The sequence below is a fragment of the Paraburkholderia sp. CNPSo 3076 genome (assembly GCF_026343935.1).
In the GTDB taxonomy this organism is placed as follows: Bacteria; Pseudomonadota; Gammaproteobacteria; order Burkholderiales; family Burkholderiaceae; genus Paraburkholderia; species Paraburkholderia nodosa.
Genome location: NZ_JAPMAL010000063.1, coordinates 1 through 18,725 on the forward strand (window position 1 = coordinate 1; position 18,725 = coordinate 18,725).

19 protein-coding genes and 3 pseudogenes are annotated in these 18,725 nt (G+C 60.7%); 16 read left to right on the plus strand and 6 right to left on the minus strand.

Annotated features, from left to right (window positions below):
- The coding region (locus M3A49_RS40015; RefSeq protein ID WP_266233719.1) for an APC family permease at positions 1-361 on the minus strand (361 nt) is incomplete at its 3' end.
- Positions 362-965: 604 nt separating this feature from the next.
- Here M3A49_RS40015 and M3A49_RS40020 point away from each other — a divergent pair.
- Complete coding sequence (locus M3A49_RS40020; protein WP_266233720.1) at positions 966-1,367, plus strand: DUF3597 domain-containing protein; 402 nt, start codon at positions 966-968, stop codon at positions 1,365-1,367.
- Positions 1,368-1,634: 267 nt separating this feature from the next.
- Here M3A49_RS40020 and M3A49_RS40025 read toward each other — a convergent pair.
- Both M3A49_RS40025 and M3A49_RS40030 read right to left on the minus strand, forming a co-directional pair.
- A pseudogene (locus M3A49_RS40025) lies at positions 1,635-2,102 on the minus strand (EAL domain-containing protein); the annotation flags it as partial.
- Positions 2,103-2,740: 638 nt separating this feature from the next.
- Positions 2,741-2,953, minus strand: a pseudogene (locus M3A49_RS40030) (H-NS family nucleoid-associated regulatory protein); the annotation flags it as partial.
- 45 nt (positions 2,954-2,998) lie between these two features.
- Between M3A49_RS40030 and M3A49_RS40035 the strand changes: the two are divergent.
- Both M3A49_RS40035 and M3A49_RS40040 read left to right on the plus strand, forming a co-directional pair.
- Positions 2,999-3,307, plus strand: coding sequence for a hypothetical protein (locus tag M3A49_RS40035; RefSeq protein WP_323183505.1), 309 nt, complete (start codon positions 2,999-3,001; stop codon positions 3,305-3,307).
- A gap of 46 nt (positions 3,308-3,353) precedes the next feature.
- Positions 3,354-4,475: a tyrosine-type recombinase/integrase gene (locus M3A49_RS40040; RefSeq protein ID WP_266233737.1), complete on the plus strand. Its 1,122-nt coding sequence runs from the start codon at positions 3,354-3,356 to the stop codon at positions 4,473-4,475.
- A gap of 31 nt (positions 4,476-4,506) precedes the next feature.
- On the opposite strand, the gene M3A49_RS40045 is transcribed toward M3A49_RS40040, so the two are convergent.
- Complete coding sequence (locus tag M3A49_RS40045; protein ID WP_266233723.1) at positions 4,507-5,607, minus strand: YeiH family protein; 1,101 nt, start codon at positions 5,605-5,607, stop codon at positions 4,507-4,509.
- A 286-nt stretch (positions 5,608-5,893) separates the two neighbouring features.
- On the opposite strand from M3A49_RS40045, the gene M3A49_RS40050 reads away from it, so the two are divergent.
- The 9 genes from M3A49_RS40050 to M3A49_RS40090 all read left to right on the plus strand — a co-directional run bounded on the left by M3A49_RS40050 (position 5,894) and on the right by M3A49_RS40090 (position 13,194).
- On the plus strand, positions 5,894-6,904 hold the full coding sequence (locus tag M3A49_RS40050; protein ID WP_266233724.1) for a LysR substrate-binding domain-containing protein: 1,011 nt from the start codon (positions 5,894-5,896) through the stop codon (positions 6,902-6,904).
- A 198-nt stretch (positions 6,905-7,102) separates the two neighbouring features.
- On the plus strand, positions 7,103-7,270 hold the full coding sequence (locus tag M3A49_RS40055; RefSeq protein WP_266233738.1) for an SDR family oxidoreductase: 168 nt from the start codon (positions 7,103-7,105) through the stop codon (positions 7,268-7,270).
- Positions 7,271-7,388: 118 nt separating this feature from the next.
- On the plus strand, positions 7,389-8,291 hold the full coding sequence (locus M3A49_RS40060; protein WP_266233726.1) for a LysR substrate-binding domain-containing protein: 903 nt from the start codon (positions 7,389-7,391) through the stop codon (positions 8,289-8,291).
- 161 nt (positions 8,292-8,452) lie between these two features.
- Positions 8,453-9,685 (plus strand): PLP-dependent aminotransferase family protein, encoded by a 1,233-nt coding sequence (locus tag M3A49_RS40065; RefSeq protein WP_266233727.1) that lies wholly within the window; start codon positions 8,453-8,455, stop codon positions 9,683-9,685.
- Complete coding sequence (locus tag M3A49_RS40070; protein ID WP_254353409.1) at positions 9,682-9,906, plus strand: DUF3311 domain-containing protein; 225 nt, start codon at positions 9,682-9,684, stop codon at positions 9,904-9,906. The genes M3A49_RS40065 and M3A49_RS40070 overlap by 4 nt, the downstream gene beginning before the upstream one ends.
- Positions 9,903-11,426 (plus strand): monocarboxylate uptake permease MctP, encoded by a 1,524-nt coding sequence (mctP, locus tag M3A49_RS40075; RefSeq protein WP_266233728.1) that lies wholly within the window; start codon positions 9,903-9,905, stop codon positions 11,424-11,426. Before M3A49_RS40070 ends, mctP begins: the two co-directional genes overlap by 4 nt.
- The gene (locus tag M3A49_RS40080) at positions 11,410-12,099 is read left to right on the plus strand and encodes a class I SAM-dependent methyltransferase (RefSeq protein ID WP_266233729.1); all 690 of its coding nucleotides are present in this window, start codon (positions 11,410-11,412) and stop codon (positions 12,097-12,099) included. The genes mctP and M3A49_RS40080 overlap by 17 nt, the downstream gene beginning before the upstream one ends.
- Before the next feature lie 22 nt (positions 12,100-12,121).
- Positions 12,122-12,988 carry an MBL fold metallo-hydrolase gene (locus M3A49_RS40085; RefSeq protein WP_266233730.1) on the plus strand — a complete coding sequence of 289 codons (867 nt, stop codon included), beginning with the start codon at positions 12,122-12,124 and terminating at the stop codon, positions 12,986-12,988.
- A complete protein-coding gene (locus M3A49_RS40090; RefSeq protein WP_266233731.1) occupies positions 12,985-13,194 on the plus strand; it encodes a hypothetical protein in 210 nt (69 codons plus the stop codon). Before M3A49_RS40085 ends, M3A49_RS40090 begins: the two co-directional genes overlap by 4 nt.
- 384 nt (positions 13,195-13,578) lie before the next feature.
- Here M3A49_RS40090 and M3A49_RS40095 read toward each other — a convergent pair whose 3' ends face one another.
- Positions 13,579-14,442 (minus strand): LysR family transcriptional regulator, encoded by an 864-nt coding sequence (locus M3A49_RS40095; RefSeq protein ID WP_266233732.1) that lies wholly within the window; start codon positions 14,440-14,442, stop codon positions 13,579-13,581.
- Between the two features lie 141 nt (positions 14,443-14,583).
- Here M3A49_RS40095 and M3A49_RS40100 point away from each other — a divergent pair, with 141 nt between their 5' ends.
- From M3A49_RS40100 to M3A49_RS40110, 3 genes and pseudogenes are all read left to right on the plus strand, one after another.
- Positions 14,584-15,375, plus strand: coding sequence for an SDR family oxidoreductase (locus M3A49_RS40100; RefSeq protein ID WP_266233733.1), 792 nt, complete (start codon positions 14,584-14,586; stop codon positions 15,373-15,375).
- Positions 15,376-15,446: 71 nt separating this feature from the next.
- Entirely contained in the window at positions 15,447-16,058 is a 612-nt protein-coding gene (locus tag M3A49_RS40105) for a LysE family translocator (protein ID WP_266233734.1), read from the plus strand.
- A gap of 189 nt (positions 16,059-16,247) precedes the next feature.
- Positions 16,248-17,219 (plus strand): annotated as a pseudogene (locus M3A49_RS40110) (IS630 family transposase); the annotation flags it as partial.
- Here M3A49_RS40110 and M3A49_RS42855 read toward each other — a convergent pair.
- Entirely contained in the window at positions 17,152-17,670 is a 519-nt protein-coding gene (locus M3A49_RS42855) for an NAD(P)-binding protein (RefSeq protein WP_416339108.1), read from the minus strand. The pseudogene M3A49_RS40110 and the gene M3A49_RS42855 sit on opposite strands and share 68 nt — an antisense overlap.
- A gap of 299 nt (positions 17,671-17,969) precedes the next feature.
- Between M3A49_RS42855 and M3A49_RS40115 the strand changes: the two genes are divergently transcribed.
- A complete protein-coding gene (locus tag M3A49_RS40115; protein WP_266233736.1) occupies positions 17,970-18,182 on the plus strand; it encodes a DUF1059 domain-containing protein in 213 nt (70 codons plus the stop codon).
- Positions 18,183-18,725: the final 543 nt, after the last annotated feature.

The window sequence follows — 18,725 nt, forward strand, 5'->3', positions numbered from 1 at the left end:
GCGCCCACGCATAGGGCCAGGTGCTCATGTACTGGATCGAGGCCTCGGCTTCAATCGGGATCACCGAGACAATGGCGATCCAGTTTGCCCACGCGCTGATGAAGCCCACCAGTGCGCCGTGCGAGTAGCGGGCGTAGCGGACCATACCGCCCGACTCCGGGAACATCGCACCGAGTTCGGCATAGGTGAGCGCGATGGCCAGAATGACCACGGCGCCGATGATCCAGGCGCAAACGGCCGCCGGACCTGCAATTTTCGCCGCCTTCCACGCGCCGAACAGCCAGCCCGAACCGATGATTGACCCGAGGCCGGTGAACATCAGCGCGAACGGGCCGATGTTCCGTTGAATCGATTGCTTCACATTGTCTCCTACGTTATGGACAGCGCGAGCGAGCCATACCGGGAATACGGCATACCTGTACCGTACCGAGCCTGCATAACGCAGGTGGCCGGCCCTGAAAGCGCATGTCCTTGTTGTAATGCCCTGGTGATGCTGAGATGTAGAGGCAACCGCAATTGCTGCGGAGACGCGATGATGAAGTGGCCTGATGTGATCGTCTAATGCTGTGTCGGCATGGACATATGCAAACTTTGCATAAGGATGGGGCTACGCTGAGCGAAGATCATGGAGATTTCACCCTGTTGTCATCGCCGATTCTCACGCGCCTCTCTTTCGGTTGAATCGCAATGCATCGGACATGTCCGGATCCGACCTCGTCTCCCGTGTATCAGGCATTACCGTCCGATGGCATCGGACAACACCGGCCGATCTCCGAGGCATCAGGAAACGGGAAAGACGCCGCCCCACGGTCTCATCCCTTCGCACTGCACGAAGGCCTGAGGAATGTCTTCGGGCGCAAGGGGCATGACAAAGTTCACATCACCCTCCATACCTGCGCGTAACATCGCTGGTGCGCGCCGTCAGCACGGCTCTCGCGATCTCTTTCTACTTCTGGAGGTTCTGTATGAGCATTTTTGGCGAAATTGTCAGCAAGCTGTTCGGCAAGGCGAAACCGGATCAGCCGCCGCCCGCGACCGAGCCTGCACCGGATCCAACAACGGCACAGGCCGCCGCTCCGGACACACCGCCGCCCGCTGCACCGCTGGCCGATATTGACGTCGCCGCGGTCATGGATCAGCTCGTGAGTGAAAGCGGGCAAACACTCAACTGGCGCACGTCCATCGTCGACACGATGAAGGCGTTGGGCGTCGACAGTAGCCTGGAGCACCGCAAGCAACTGGCACAGGAACTGAAGTACGACGGCGATATGGACGACTCCGCAAGCATGAATGTGTGGCTGCACAAACAGCTCATGCGGGCGCTCGCCGCAAACGGCGGAAAGCTGCCGTCCGATCTGGCGACCTGAGCCCCTGTCCCCTGAGGAGACGGTCAGCAAATGCCGTCTCCTGCCTGATCGGCCATTGGCGCCTTTCGGGCCCAAAGCCGCCGCATGCGAACCGCGCGATGCACCGGCGCGTGACATCGTTCGTGCAGTGCTGACGCCGGAACATCGCGTAAATGTTCAAGTAGATCAGTCCACACTATTGCTTCGGTTAGAGGGGCGCGCGGGCGCCCAACCCGAATGCATTCTGCGGACAACGCCCCTTCTGCTACTCCAGCGCCGGATGGGATATTACTCGACGGCAGTCGTCTGGCCGCCCTCGCGGCGGCGCTGGCGTCCTTTCAGGAGAGTGGCGAACGCAGCCGCGGGTAGCGGCCGGCCGAGCAGGAAGCCCTGCACTTCATCGCACCCCAGCGACCGGAGATGCTCGAGCTGGGACGTAGTCTCCACGCCCTCGGCCACCACTTCCATCTTCAGCGAATGCGCCAGAGCAATGATTGCCGAGACGATTGCGCTGCCTTCCTCGCCGTGTGCGTCAAGCCCGTTTGTGAAAAAGCGGTCAATCTTCAGTTGCTTCGCCCGAAAGCGCTGCAGGTACGCAAGGCTCGAGTAGCCCGTGCCAAAATCGTCGATCTCCACTTCGAAGCCGCTTGCCTGGAATTCGTGGATCATCGTCGTCGTGCGTGCTGCATCCTGCATTGCCACCGTTTCGGTGATCTCGAATATAAGCTGGCCAGGTTCCAGCTGTTCGGCGTGAACGACATGGATTGAGCGTATGACGACAATATTTTCAGGAAATCCTGACCCCCCATCGCGTGTTGTCAATGGGTAGACTTTGGTCACCGAACGACGCCGCGAGAGTGCTCGTCAGGTCTGAAAGTCCGACTGGCGTGCCTGGTCGAGATCGGTAATTTTCCTGGCAACTGGTACTTCTGCCAGGGAAGTCCTTCGCGCGTCATGCCCACCCGCATGGCGCGCCTTTTCCCGTCCTGCAACTCCCCTAACGTCGCCGGGCGCTTTGAGGGAATGGCGGCGACGAAAGTTTCATCGCGCCAAGTCGTTCGGCCTCGAACTGTCGAAGCCATCCTGGCAATCGGCTATCAACTGCCTGCCAGCCTTCAACGGCTCGAGATAATATCTGCCAAACATTCAGTATTACCAATAATTTTCCTGGCCACATCATACCGGTCAAATCCGACATGAAGCTAGATGACCCTCCCGCACCCGCTCCGTGTGTGCATGGAGGCATTGACGGACCGGGACGCCGAGGAACCCGGCATTCCGAGCGCCCCTAAACCCATACAACGCGTCCGACAGAGCGGTACCTGCGCGGGCGTGGCCCGACAGATTCGCGCCGGCGCAGGTGAACGGCGCCTGGAATGACCGCCCCCCCGGCCTCAGGCGGTCACCTGGTTACGAATCAGGAACCGGTCACGGTTCCTGGCGTCCCTGATCCAGTTCGGCGCGCGCCCTCTGCCGGACCAGGTGGCACCGCTCGCCGGATCGCGATATTTCGCGGTAGACGCACCACGCGAGAGTCTGGGTCTGCCGCGACCACGCCCAAAAATATCCTGCGGCGTGTATCCGTAAGCGGCCACCTTTGCACGGATATTCGGGATAAAAGGCTGCCCGCGTCGACGACCGACGCGTTCTTCGTGTCAGACCGAGGGAGGCCAGTGAACTATCGTCAGATCGCATATGCCTTTGCCCGTCTTCGAGCGCAGCTCGGATGGCAGGCGCGAGGAGGTCACCCGCACCCGCGCATCCACGATCTGAGGCACAGCTTTATCTGCCGCCGTCTTGTCGGCTGGTATCAGGAAGGGATCGATGTCGGTAATGCGATGCTTGCGCTTTCCACCTATGTCGGACATACCCAGGTCACCGACACGTTCTGGTATGTAACGGCAATACCTGAGCTGATGACCATCGCAGGCGATCGCTTCCAGCACTTCGTTCAAGCTTGACCTGAACTCATTACCGACGTTTGCGCAATTGCTGCAGCAGTTCTTTATGGAGCGCCTGATACAGCAGCGTAACGCCAGCCCGCGAACGGTGGCGGCTTACCGCGACACCATGAGGCTGCTTCTCCAATTCACCGAACATCGATTGCATCGGAAACCTGAACGCCTGGAACTCAGCGATATTGATGCACCACTGGTTCTCGACTTCCTCAATCATCTCGAAGTGGTTCGCCAAAACAGCATCCGCATCCGCAGCCGCAACCTCCGGCTTGCCGCCATTCGTTCGTTTCTGCACTATGCTGCGTCCCGAACACCAGAATCGCTCGGCACGATTCAACAGGTGCTCGCGATTCCGATGAAGCGTTACGAGCGCCCGCTGGTCCGCTTCCTCTCCCGAGAAGAAATATGCGCCTTGCTCGACGCACCCAACCCCAACACATGGTGCGGCCAGCGCGATCGCGTGATGTTGGCGACCCTCTATAACACCGGCGCTCGGGTATCCGAACTCATCGGCATACGCGTCGGCGACGTCGATCTGGATCGAAGCCCTTCTGTTCGACTTCACGGTAAGGGTCGCAAAGAACGTGTGGTCCCGCTCTGGCGCAGCACCGCAAGCCAGATCCGCCTCTGGCTTCGGCAAATTGGCGCTTCACCCGGACAGTGGCTCTTTCCAAATCGCTCAGGCGGACCCACTTGCCAGCGGTGTCTTGCGCCCTCGCATGACGGAGGATGGCGAATGCATCCTGCGGACCCTCACCCGAATTCACTGAAACGCCGGTCCGTCCGAGCCCCCATGCGAAAGTGGCGTGGCCCTGGCTGTCCTCTCAGGTCCCTGAGCCGCCTCGCGGCTTTCCGAAATGGCCTTGAGGAGATCGCCATGTCTCGCGAGTCCAAACGGGTCAAGCCCTTGCTCTACGAGGAATGCTCGGTTTCAAAGAGACTGCGGCACCCGCAGTCTGGGAAGCCGTTCTGTCTGGTCGATGGGGGGATCCTTTCTATAACTAAAATCTCATCCGGACCCCTATTTGCACCGGAACCCAATCACCTCGGCGGCTTTCCGCTGCGGGAAGCTGTGGCCGCCGTCGCCGCCCGGCAGCCGGATGGGTTCGGTGATGCCGGACCAGCGCCGCGATTTGCTGGCGCACGACCTGAGCGGGGGCGTCGAAGGTAGCTACTGTCGATATATCGACCGAACGGCAACATCATGCAATCCGCAATATGTGGATCAGCACCAGACTCATCATCGCCAACGCGAGTATAGAAAGAACCACCGCCGACGTGACGCGCGGCCCCGCCTTTGCGACGGTACGCAGATCGGTACCTAAACCCAAGGCAGCCATTGAAACGACAGTGAGCGCGTTGCCTAACTGGCTTGCCGGCGGCAACAGCGGCATCGGAATCAGCCCCGTCGCCCGTGCCGCGCACAGGAGAATGAAGCCAACGATGAACCATGGCACCAGCTTCGTCAGACGAACCATATCGGGCCGCGTCGTCGCGTTGTCGCTCGGCTCTGACGTTCCTGTTTTCGCATCACGCCCAGGTGCAAGCGTAGACAGGAACAGCATCACCGGTCCGAGCATGAGCACACGCACCAGTTTGACCAGCGTGCCAATGTGCACACTGACGGTTGAAACGGGTACGGTCGCGGCAAGCACCTGTGGCACCGCATAGACGGTCATACCTGCCAATGTCCCATACTGCACGGCGTTCAGATGAAGTACCGTGGACAGCAGCGGCAAGCCAAGCACAACTGCAACGCCAAGCACCGCTGTGAAGGCGATCGACGCAGCAACATCGTCACGGCTCGCGCCAATCAAGGGCGCAACCGCTGCGATGGCCGAATTTCCACAGATTGAATTTCCGCACGCGATCAGCAGCGCCATGCGCCGTGGCAACTTCAGTGCGCGTCCGATTCCGTAGCTCACAAGGATGGCCGCGATGACGATCGCAACGATGCCCGACAGCAAGTTGACGCCGGCCCCTTGCAATGCGGCGGCCGTAAAAGATGCACCGAGCAGCATGACGGAGATTTCCAGCAAGGTTTTAGCGCTGAACGTAATCCCGCCTGTCCAACGCTCACCTGGCGTCCATATGATACGGACCTGCGCGCCAACGAGGATCGCTAGCACGAGTGATTCAAGCCATACATGACCGAATAGACGCGCTTGCAGTGTTTGCAGCAGCCATGCGATCAGGCACACTCCGATACATAGTGCGACGCCGGGAATCAGTCCAATAAGGTAACCAGGCTCAACGGGATTCTTGCTTCGGGATATTGGGCGATTCGGGGAAGGCGATGACATGTCGACACCAGTCGGTTAAACGGAGCGACTAGGCTATGCATCGTTCGGCATTCTGAAAAATATAAAATAGGCATCGGCGCTCTGACTTTGAGTTATGCCCAACTCGTTTCCAGAATCTGGCAGCCCCTTCAAGGTGATCGTTTCCCGCAGGAAACAGTGTTGCTCTTGCGAGATCCTTTAATGGCAAATGGAACGCCACTACTATCGTGACCATCGCGTGCTAAACCATTGGTCATTGGATCTCGGACCATGAATCTGCCACAGCAATTTTCGCGGGCCGTCGCCAATGAATTTCACTCATCTGTTTGCGTTCTACGAAGTTGCCCGTGCAGGCAGCTTGAGCGGCGGCGCTCTGCGCCTGCGGGTGAGCCAGCCCGCCGTTAGCCGCGAGGTCAAGGAACTGGAGGAGCGTCTCGGTGTTCTGCTGTTCGACAGGCTGCCCCGAGGCGTGGCTCTCACCTATGCAGGAAAACTGTTATTCGGTTACGCGGAACGGATATTCACCCTCGCCGAGGCGGCCCGATCCGAATTGAAGGAAGTCGCCGGTCTGAGCTCAGGACATCTGACAATAGGCGCGAGCGCAACACTCGGTGTCTATCTCGTGCCGAAGATGATCGCCGAATTCACCACGCTTTATCCGAAGGTCAGCATCGAACTGACTGTGACCAACACTCACGAAGTCGTAAACGGCCTGGGTAACGGCAACTTCACGCTAGGTTTCATCGAGGGTCCATACAACGAAGCACACCTGTATGCGCAATATATTGGCTCCGACGAAATCGTACTCGCAGCCGCACCGGGATATCGGCAAGGCAACGGGCGACTGTTCGCGCGCGAACTTGCAGCACAGATGGTGATCCTGCGCGAACCGGGTTCGGGTACGCGAGCGGTAGTCGAATGCGCGTATCAGCGCGCCGGGCTCGAGATGATACCTTCGATGTCCGTGAGCGACACCGAGGCCATCAAGCGCATGCTGGTTGCGCAACAGACCATGGCCTACGTGTCCTCGCTCAGTATCGGTGAGGAAATCGCTCGTGGCGAACTCCGAACACTGGAGGTGGCCGACATGCGAATCGAGCGCGCGCTGCATCTGGTCTGGCTCAAGGGGCGTTCGCTTTCGCCTTGCAGTCAGGCTTTCTTCGAACTCGCCCTCGAGCATACGGCGCATGCGGAAGGCCATTCCCCCGTCACGCTGAACGTCGCGCACCTGCACCGGCGCGCCGACGTTTCCCACGGCCTGCTCGCTCCCGGAATGCCCGCGCATCTTCCGCAAACGCCGCAACCAGATAGTCCATGATGCGGTGCCGCTTGCGCGGTACATGACGATCTCTGTGATAAGCCTCACATACTCGGTGCCCAGCACATCCGACGTGCCAACACGGACCACGCCACTCCGCAACGTATCGGCGCCTCCCGCGCGCTGCTCAAGTTCCAGCGCACTGCTCTCCATCTGCGTCGCGACGTCGATCAGTGCACGGGCTGCGTCTGTCGGCAAATAGCCGCGGGGCGTGCGCAGAAACGGGCCGCGGACGTCCCATTGCGGCGCCTCGGTCGTCCGGAGGAGCTCGGCGCGCTGGTCGCGTTTCTGGCGTCTCCCCGCGCGGGCTATATCAACGGCGCAACGATCCAGGTCGACGGTGGCCTCGGCAACGGCATTCCATGATCCGCGAGGGTGGCGCGCGTCGGCGCGCGGCGCCGTTTCGCCCAGCATTCCGAAAGACGAGAATCGCCCTGAAAGCGGTCTAAAATTGATTCATTGTCTCAGTACGGAAACGATTGCCATGATCGACCTCAATGATCTGTACTACTTTTCGGTCGTGGTCGAGAAACGCGGCTTTTCCGCTGCGGCCGATGCAATCGGGATTCCCAAGGGCACCCTTAGCAAACGCCTGCAGGCATTGGAGCGGGCACTGGGGCTGCGCCTCGCGAACCGCACGACGCGCAAATTCTCGCTCACCGAGGCCGGCGTGGACTTCCATGCGCACTGCCTGCGCGTAATGAACGAGGTACGCAATGCCGAGCAGGCCGCACAGGCGCGCCTGACGGAGCCCGTCGGACGCGTACGCATTACGTGTGCGGCTGGCATCGTCCGCATGGCGCTCGATAGCGTGCTGCCGCCGTTTCTCGCCGTGCATCCGAAAATCGACATCGATCTGATGACCTCCAGCCGCTATGTCGACATCGTTGAAGAAGGGTATGACATTGCGCTGCGCAGCCATACCGAGCCGCTACAAAATTCGTCGCTGATCGCACGGCCCGTCGGGCAAACGCGCGTAGTGCTCGTCGCGAGCCCCACGCTCTTTGCGAATGGACTGCCCTGCGGGCCGGATGAGCTGGACGGTGTGGCCGGCATGCAGCTGGCGCGTCGCGATACCGGCTGCACGTGGTTGCTGCATGCATCGGATGGGCGCACCGCGACCGTTTCCTACCATCCGAGGATTCGCTGCAACGACGCGCCGTTCGCGAAGTTCGCCGCCCAGGCGGGTCTAGGCGTCGCCGCCCTGCCCTCGCCGATGTGCGAGGCCGAACTCGCAGACGGGCGGCTCGTGCGTGTCCTGCCCGACTGGCATATTCCACGCGGCACGTTAAGTATCGTCTTTCCCTCGCAACGCGGCATGACGCAAGCGATGCGCGCGACCGTCGACTATCTCGCCGAAGCGTTGCCCGCCTTGATGAACGACTGACACCCTTCGCGAACAGCCTTCATACGAGCGCATGAAAAAAGGCGCAGGCCGCGATTGCGTCGCCGTCCTATCGTTTCCATGCGGAAACAGTTTTACTCCTCGAGCCGTCTTTTTCATCGTTTCCCTGCTGTCTACGATGATGCTCTTCAAGGAGCAATCAGATGGCAAATACGTTGTCCCGTGCCGAGCGGCGTATCGCTCAACGTGCGCGGTCGCTGAACAGTTCGCCGATTCGCGAAATTCTCAAGCTTACCGAACGCCCCCACATGATCTCGTTTGCGGGTGGCGTTCCATCGCCCGCCTCCTTTCCGCTCGCCGCGCTGCGCGATGCGTCCGCTCGGGCGACACATGCTTCCGGTGCCGACACCTTCCAGTACAGCGCGACGGAAGGCTATGCGCCATTGCGCGAATGGATCGCGCGCGAGCACTCGACGAGCCAGCATCCTGTCGCGCCGTCAAACGTGCTGATCACGAGCGGCTCCCAGCAGGCGTTCGACCTCATCGGCAAGGTGCTCGTCGATCCGCAAAGCGCAGTGCTCGTGGAGCGTCCGACGTATCTCGGCGCGTTGCAGTCACTGTCGTTATACGAACCCGAATTCGTGAGCGTGCAGACGGACGAACATGGCATCGTGTCGAAAGCGCTCGAAAACATCGAACCCGAACGTGCCGCGCTGTTGTTTCTGCAGCCGAATTTCCAGAACCCCACGGGTGCACGTCTGTCGTTCCAGCGTCGCAGGAAGATCGCGGAGATTGCGCGGCGCACGGGGCTCATCGTCGTCGAGGACGATCCCTATGCCGCGCTCGCGTTCGACGGCGGACAGTTGCCGTCCATCCATTCGATGGCGCCCGATAACGTTATTTACCTGGGCTCCTTTTCAAAGGCCCTCGCGCCTGGATTGCGGGTCGGCTACATGATCGTGCCGGGCGCGCTCCAGCAAAAGTTCGTGCAGGTCAAGCAGGCGGCCGATCTGCATAGCTCGACGCTTTCGCAACACATCGTCTACGAGACCGTGCGCGACGGCTTTCTCGAATCACATGCGCCGCGCCTTGCCAGCTTCTATCGCAAGCAATGCGAAGCGATGCTAGCTGCGCTCGGCCGGCATATGCCGGAAGGCGTGCGCTGGAATGTGCCTGAAGGCGGCATGTTCATCTGGCTCGCGCTGCCACCCGACATCGACAGCGCGGCGTTACTCCAGGACGCGCTTGCCGTCAACGTCGCATTCGTCCCCGGCGCGCCGTTCTTTGCGCACGAGCCGCTCCACCACTTCCTGCGCCTGTCCTTCGCGACCGTATCGCCGCAGCAGATCGATCGCGGCATCGAACGGCTGGCTAAGCTCATCAATGCGTACTCGCGTGCGTTCACCCCCCTTCTCGAACTGGATCTCGACCGATGACAACCCGGCTGACTCTTCTGTTGCTTGCCTCGCCAATCGTCGCCGCACTCTGCGTGCCCTTCTACAACCGCGTCACGCCAACGCTCGATGGCTGGCCATTCTTCTACTGGTGGCAAACGGGCTGCGTCCTCGCGGGCGCGCTGCTGACGGGCGCGGCTGGCCTGCTCGACGCGCGCGCCGTGCGCAAGGCCGCAGCGCGATCGCAAGAAGGTGCCGCATGAACGTAATGTCCATAGGTATCTTTGTTGCACTCTTTGCGCTGGTGAGCGCGCTCGGCATGGCGGCGGCACGCTGGCGGCGCGGCGATCTCAGCGCCATTCACGAATGGGGACTCGCCGGTCGGCGCTTCGGCACCGTGATGAGCTGGTTCCTGATCGGCGGAGACCTTTACACCGCGTATACCTTCGTCGCCGTGCCGGCGCTCGTCTTCGCTGCGGGCGCGACGGGCTTCTTTGCGGTCCCGTACATCATCATCACGTTTCCGCTCGGCTTTCTCGTCTTGCCGCGCCTGTGGCGCGTTGCGCGCAAGCATGGTCACGTGACCCTCGCCGACTATATCGAACAGCGCTTTGGCAGCCGCCCACTTGCGCTCGCGATAGCGTTGACAGGCATTCTCGCGACCATGCCGTATATCGCGTTGCAACTGGTCGGCATTCGGGTCACGCTCGGCGCGCTCGGTTTTCCGACGCATGGCTGGCTCGGCGAAGCGCCGCTTTTCGTCGCGTTCGGCGTGCTCGCGGTCTATACGTGGTCGAGCGGATTACGGGCGCCCGCGATGATCGCTGTCGTCAAGGACTTGCTGATCTACGCGACGATCATCGGGGCACTGATCGTGATCCCGGCGCGGCTTGGCGGCTTCGGTCACATGTTTGCGGCGTTGCCGCCAGCGAAGCTGCTGCTGAAAGCGCCGGACGCCACGAGCCTCAACGCCTACTCGTCGTATGCGACACTCGCGCTCGGCTCAGCACTTGCGTTGCTGCTTTATCCGCATTCGATGACGGCAACACTCTCCGCCTCATCCGACCGCGTGATCAGCCGCAACATGGCCTTGCTCCCCGCGTATTCGCTGCTGCTCGCCTTCGTCGCACTGCTTGGTGTGATGGCGCTCGCTGCGGGTGTCGGCGCGATGCCCGAGTACGCGGATCAGTTCCGGCAGTACGGCCCGAACTTCGCGGTGTTCGCACTTTTCCTGCACTACTTCCCTTCGTGGTTCGTCGGCATCGCGTTCGCCGCGATCGGCATCGGCGCGCTGGTGCCCGCCGCGATCATGTCGATTGCCGCGGCCAATCTGTTCACGCGCAACGTGTGGCGGCCGTATTTCGCGCCGTATTGCAGCGCAGCGCGCGAGACCCGGGTGGCAAAGCAGGTCTCGCTGTTCGTCAAGTTCGGGGCGTTGGGTTTCGTGCTGTTCGTGCCCGTGCAGTTCGCGATTCAGTTGCAGTTACTCGGGGGCGTGTGGATTACGCAGACCTTGCCTGCCGTCGTGCTAGGTCTCTTCGTGCCCGCCGTGCGCGCACGCAGTCTGATGGCAGGCTGGATAGCCGGGCTGGGCACAGGAACGTGGATGATTGCCGGGAACGGCTTCAAGACCGCGATTTACACGATTCATGTCGGCGCGCTCGCGATGCCTGTTTATGCCGCTGTGATCGCGTTGCTTGCCAACTTCGTCGTCGTCCTCGCGTCGTCGTTCCTTTTCATGAAACCGCAGGAAAAGGGAGTAGAAGGTGACCTCCAGAGCTGATAACACCAACGATACGCTCGCGGGCATCGACATCGATACCCTGATGTCGCACCTCGCGTGTCCTAAGGCCGAGACCGGCCTCGCGGTTGGCGACATGATGGAGCGCGTCAACGCCGCGTTGATCGACGCAGCCTTCACCAGGCTCGATCTGCGAGCGGACGAACGCATCGTCGAGATCGGGCCAGGCAACGGCGGCCATATCGAATCCGTGCTGACGCGTGCACCGCGGCTCACGCTCGTCGGCATTGACATATCACCGACGATGACAACCGCAGCTCGTGAACGCAACGCCATGTTGCTCGCAAGCGGACGCATCGCGCTCACGACGGCGGACGTCGCCAGCATTCCCTACGGGAACGCCTCCTTCGACAAGGCCATCGCGATCAACAGCGTCTACTTCTGGCCGGACCTGCTGGCGGCCCTTCGGGAAGTCCGCCGGGTGCTGCGCGACGAAGGGCAACTGGTGATCGCAGCGATGACACCCGAAGCGGCGCTATCGATCCCGTTCAGCCGCCACGGCTTTCGCGTCTATGGACCCACCGCTTTTCGCGAAGCCTGCTTCGAAGCCGGCTTCGATCACGTGCAGATCGAACGCTATGTCGATCACGGGTCAGCGGCGCCCGCCCCCGCCGCGCAACGCACGTTCTTTCTCGTGCGCGCTTCGTGCATGTAGCAAATCACGTTTCAGGAGTGTTATGTTTCCCCACGTTCAATCCTTTCATGATGCAGTCACGGGCACTGTCAGTCACATCGTTTATGCGGGCGCTGGTTCGACTTGTGCGGTGATCGACCCAGTGCTGGACTACGATGCGGCGTCAGGGCGCGCATCGACTGCGTCGCTCGATCACATCCTCGCGTTTATCGGTGCCCAGCAACTGGTCGTCGGATGGATTCTCGAAACGCATACACATGCGGATCATCTATCGGGCGCAGTTGAACTGAAACGGCGCATGGGCGGCGCCATCGCTACGAGCGCGCGTGTCGCCGACGTGCGCTCGCTGTTCTCGACGACGTTCGATCTCGCCGATGACCACGGCTTTGATTGTCTATTCGGCCCCGAGGAAGAATTCACGATCGGCACAATGACGGCGCGTGCAATTCCGACACCTGGACACACGCCCGCAGACACGGCCTATTTGGTTGGCGATGCGCTGTTCGTCGGCGATACGCTGTTCATGCCCGACTTGGGCACGGCACGCTGCGATTTCCCGGGTGGCGATGCGCAAACGCTCTACGCGTCGGTCCGGCGGCTCCTGGCACTGCCCGAATCGACTCGCGTATTTGTCTGTCACGACTACCCGCCTGCGGGGCGTGACGTCCGCTTCTCGACGACGATTGCCGAACAACGGCAACACAATATTCATGTGCGCGACGGCATTGGCGAAAGCGAATTCGTTGCAATGCGAACCACGCGCGATCTCACGTTGAAGGTGCCCGCGCTGCTGTTTCCCGCGATGCAGGTGAATCTGCGCGGCGGACGGCTGCCGGCTTCCGACCGAAATGGCCGCCGCTATATGCGGATTCCGATCGACGAGGCGCATTTCGTCGAGGATCTTTCGTGATCGCCGCGCTGTGCCGGTTGCTTCGGCGCGCTGCCGCTGACTGCGGCAACGCGTCTTGCACCGCCCTGGAAGCGCCGAGCTGCACAGCCATCGGCGGAGATGCGCCCTCGCCATCGACGGACGACAGCGCCAACCCGACCGCGCTGGTCGACGAGGAAGTCGAACTCATGCGCTATCTGCTGCTGTCGATGGCTGCTGCCTACTGAACACGGCATCGCTGTTCGTTGCCGTGAACGTTCAACGCTGTGACGTGAAACCCCACCGCCTCACTGCGGTGGGTGCATCGTCGTCAGGCACCACTTTGACGGCCTTCGAAATGAGAAAACGAACAGGATTCAACGCGACACCCAGTTCGCGCAAGCGCGATGCTGGATCAATCGCCATACGCTATCTGCCTGCGATCCTGTTTCTATTGCTTTTGGCCGTGAATGCGTTCGTCCTTGGCATCGTGGGATAGGCGCACACCTTTTCCAGCACGACTGCCTTTGAGCAACATGAAAATCGACTGCCCTGGTCGACTACCGCCTGATGTGGTCGGCTGTAGCCGGCGGCGGATTCAACCGGTCGATGCAACGATTTGGTTAAATCGCTCAACTGGCGAACTGTCGGGAAATCGCGTCCACGAGAATCCGCACACGCGCGGTGCGATGAAGATCACCATGTGTCCCGAGCCATACGTCGTAAGCCGCCGTGAGGTCCGGCAGCACGCGCACGAGACCCGCTGCCGCGTCGCCGATATAGGTGGGTAACTCACCGATGCCGGCCCCCGCCTGCAACGCCGAAACGAGCGCAAGAATCGAATTCACCTGCAGGCCGGGCGCACGCATTTTCGCCCGCGCCGGATAGAGCGGCGGGAACCAGCGAATCTTGCCGCCCCCCACCAGCGTGACAAGCTCGTGCGCGAGCACGTCGCTCATATCGGCGAGTGGCGGATGTTCTGCCAGATAGCCTTTGCTCGCATAGAGCGCGGTTGTCAGCCCCGGCAGGCGGCGCACGATCGTCGCGGACTCCACGGGCCGCACGTTGCGCACGACAATATCGCTCTCACGCTGCGACAGGTTTGAAAACGCTGACGCGATATCCACTTCGATCCGGATAGCCGGATATGCTCGCCGTACCGATGCGACCGCCGGCAGCACAAAGCCGGTTCCAAGCACATCGGATGTGCCGATGCGCACTATCCCGCTCAACGAAGCGTCCGTGCCACCCGCGTGACGCTCGATCTCGAGCGCACAAGCCTCCATGCGCGTGGCAAGCTCGAGCAGTCCGTCTGCGACTTCCGTGGGTACGTAACCGCGTGGCGTTCGCAGAAACAGTTTTGCCTTGAGGTCGTGTTCGAGCGCCGCGAGCTGGCGACTCACCGTCGGCGAATTGCTAGCGAGCTCGCGCGACGCACCCGCCAGGGTGCGATGCCGGTACACGGCAAGAAAAAATCGCAGTTGATTCCAGTCCATACAAACTCGCCAAGTCTTGTGGTTCCCGACAGCTTATCCTGATCGTTTCATATTTGTAATGGACGATTACAGCATCCTTCATTTATGTTCCACAGGTTCATACCTAGACTTTGTCCCTGTCAACCTTGCAGGAGACGTGTCATGAACCTCAATCTGGCTGGAAAAACTGCGCTCGTGCTCGGCGCGTCGCGTGGTCTGGGCCTCGCGAGTGCGATCGAACTTGGACGCGAAGGCGTGAACGTGATGATCGGTTCGCCTGGTAACGAGCGTCATGAGCGGGCGCTGTACCAACTGCGCGAAGCAGGCGTGACGAACGCGGAGGCACTGACTATCGACGTTCGCAACGCCGCTCACGCGCAGCATGCAATCGACGACACTGTCGCCCGTTTCGCGTCTCTCGATATTCTCGTGAACAATGCCGGCGGCCCCCCGTTCGGAGCGTTCGACGCATTCGACGACGACGCATGGCAAAACGCCTTCGAACTGAGCTTTCTTTCCGTCGCGCGCTTTACCCGGCTTGCGCTGCCGCATCTGCGCCGCACCGGTGAAGGGCGTGTGATCAACATCATCAGCTATTCGGTGCGTCATGCCGTTCAAGGCTCGATTCTCTCGACAAGCATGCGCATGGGCGTGGTCGGTCTGGCGAAATTGCTCTCACGCGAGGCAGGCGATTACGGCATCACGGTCAACAACGTCGCGGCCGGAATGATCCTGACGGACCGGATTCGCGAATCGGCCCTGAAAGACAAGTTCGACGAGGGAAAAAGCGAGCAGCAAGGCCTCGCCGAACTGACCGACGAAGTGCCGCTCAAGCGCCTCGGGCGACCGGAAGAACTTGGCGCGCTGGTCGCGTTTCTGGCCTCCGGACGTGCCAGCTATATCAACGGCACGACCGTTCAGGTGGACGGCGGCCTCGGGCGGGCGCTGCTCTGATGGGAGGCACGGAAGCCAACCCTCTCAGCGGAACGGCTTGCTTTGTCCAGCTTCTTTTATTGAGGTACCAGATGGCATTTCATACGTGGCTTATCTTTCTCCTGACTTCGGTCGGCATGTCTCTCTCACCGGGTCCGAACGGGCTTCTCGCGATGACGCATGGCGCGATGTACGGGACCCGAAAAACCTTGTTCACCATCGCGGGCGCGCTGTTGGGCTTTGCCGCTGTTATTGCGCTGTGCATGTTCGGCATTGGAGCGCTTGTGAGGGCTTCGGTGCTCTGGCTCACAGTGATCAAGCTGATTGGCGGAGCCTATCTGATCTGGCTCGGCGTGCGCGTGTGGCGCTCCCCGCCGACAACGGTTGAAATGAGCGAAGTACCGGCAGTCGCCAGCGGCTGGTCGCTGTTTCGACTCGGCCTTCTGTCGTCTGCGACCAATCCCAAGGGTTTGCTGTTCTTCAGCGCACTGCTGCCGCAATTTATTGACCCGCAGCGCAATCTCGTTTCGCAGTATGCGGCAGTGGCCCTGACCTTCATGGCGACGGAGTTCATTACGGAATATGCACTGGCGAGCGCTGCGAACCGGATTCGACCTTGGCTCGGACGCGTTGGACGACCTTTCAATCGGGTATGCGGGAGTCTCTTCGTCGCGATTGGCACCATGTTGCCGATGCATTTTTGAAGCCACCTTATTGGCGGAATCTTCGGTGTCGAGTCAAAACGTTCTGTCTGATACCCGCAACGTAGATGCCGTGGCAAGCCGCAAACCCGAATCATGATGACTGTGCCTGCCTTTTTCAGTGTTATCAAACACTAGTACAACATCCCGTAAATACGGTGAATAAATAACTGCCTCGGTTATCATATCTGGATGAGCCGAGGCCGGCATGCAACGCCAGTGAAACTGGTAAAAAAAGAACGACAGGAACTGCTATCGCTGATTGAGCGGAAGACGGCTGCGCAGCGAGATGTGATGCGCGCGCGTATCGCCTTGTGGGCCCACGAGGGGCACTCCAATACGGTGATCGCACGGGAACTGGGTGTCTCGGTGCAAACGGTCTGCCTGTGGCGCAAGCGCATTGCCCGGCAAGGCGTCCAGGGTATTCGGGAGGGCGAGCGCAGTGGCCGTCCGCCGCGCATCACGCACGAAGCGCGACTGCAGTTGATTGCGCTGGCGTATGAAGCGCAGGAACCTGAGGGACGGGTCACGCCGACACTCGACGAGATTGCGGCGCGTGCCGTGGAGCGCGGCGTCGTCGAGCACATCAGCCGCAGTCACGTGCAGCGCATTCTGCAGGCCGGCGACGTACGCCCGCACCGGGTCCAGCAATGGCTGCACAGTCCAGACCCGGCCTTTCGCGAGAAGGTCAACGTGATTTGCAAGCTGTATCGTAAGGCGCCGCGAAACGCGGTCGTGCTCAGCATCGACGGGAAAACCGGCATTCAGGCCATTGAGCGCAAGCACCCGGGTCGGGCGCCCGCACCAGGGCGGCTGCGCCGCCGTGAATTTGAATATATCCGGCACGGCACCCAGGCGTTGATTGCCGCGCTTGATGTGCATACCGGAACGGTGCTGGCCGAGTGCCGCGAGCGGCGCACCCAGGACGATCTGGTAGCCTTCATGGAACACGTGGCAGCAGCGTACCTGGACCAACAGGTGCACGTGGTTTGGGACAACCTGAACACGCATCGCGCCCAGGCCGTGTGGCAGGCGTTCAATGCTCGGCATGGGAAGCGGTTTCACTTCCACTTCACCCCGTTGCACGCAAGCTGGGTCAATCAGATCGAACTCTGGTTTGCCTGTTATACGCGCCGGGTGCTGCGCCATGCCAGCCACACCAGCTTCCTTCAAGATACGTGGTGTCTACGACCTTGCGTCTCACGCTCACCTTCCAGGACGCCTGTGAGTACCGGGACACGAAACGGTCGCCCCCAAGATACTCGCTGCACGGGAAGTAGCGGACGCGGCCGCTCGGTAGAAAGCGCCGGCGCATGACGTGAGCAAAATAAGCACGGACTTCGTCAGCCCCCGCTAGTTCATAGTAGCCGGCATTTGCTCCGGTCAGATCGCGCACGTCCTGCCCAAGCGGCATGGAGCTCACGCCATAGAATGCTGACGGCTGGTGGAGACGCACGTACGGGTAGGCGTCGATCCAGTGTCCGCCGGGTGCGTGGCGGCGATCGACAATAGTTAGTGCTGCATCGGAAAGTGCAAGCAAGGCGTCGGCAAATGCCATCCCGGCGGCTCCCGCACCGACCACGAGATAGTCTGTTTCGAGCGTTTCGTCTGACATTTTGCAGCCCTCTTCGCCGCATGGTCATGTCTCGACGATGCGGACAGATGCCGGCTGCGCAGCAGCTCTTGCGTCGCGACACACGAGGGGCATGTCGCAAGACTGCCCGGGACGTCATGAACGTGCACCGGTTCCTGTCTTAGGATTTTCCCACAAAACCGCTGGCGTGCCACGGCAACCTATACTTTGGGAACTGTCTGAGCGGAGATGAGGAGGATGCTGGCATGTGTTAAATACTCCGTGCGATATCGCGCGCCGATGTCGCAAGGCCATTGCTGCTTTGGTATCAGGAGATTATCGTGGGTCGTAAATATATTGATTGCCGGGAATTTCCAAGCGAGATTAACTGTTCGGTCGCGCTTTCTGCGGATTCCGAAAGCGAGTTGCTGGAGGCAGCCGTGCAGCACGCGGTCACGGTCCACAAGCATGCCGACTCGGCGGAGTTGCGTTCACAACTCAAGGGCCTCTTTCACGACGGCACGCCACCGGCAGAGTCACCTCCTCACGCGTAACGCTCTCGCGAGCGTCTGCAACTCGCGATGTCGTCACAACACCGCCGGAAGCATTTTACTTTTGAGCGGGCGACGAATTTTGCTACTGACGAAAAGCGTTTCAGCTGATGGGACTCGGTCGACCACACATTGAAGCACCTGCGCAATCAGAAAGACGTGGTTGGGAGCATAGCACCGCAAATCCACCACGGGTTGACGCTCCCACCAGTCACGGGACATAGTTCAGCGCGTGACATAGTCCAGTTTGTACTAAACCGCTGAAGCGGTAGGGGGAGGTGGGCACAGGTCTATGGCTGACGCTTCATGAGGAGGGTTGTCTGGCGCTGAGCCCCAGCGAGGTGGTGAGCGGTGTCGCCAGGAGCAGTATGTGGACGCCCGGTTGGGCATTCCACCTACTGTTTCTAGGAGGTTCGTCATGACTCCGCTGCGCCAACGCATGCTGCACGACATGCAGATCCGCAACCTTGCAGACAACACCCAGAAGACCTATCTGCTGCAAGTCTCCAGTTTCGCCCGGCACTTCCGGCGCTCACCCGAGGTGCT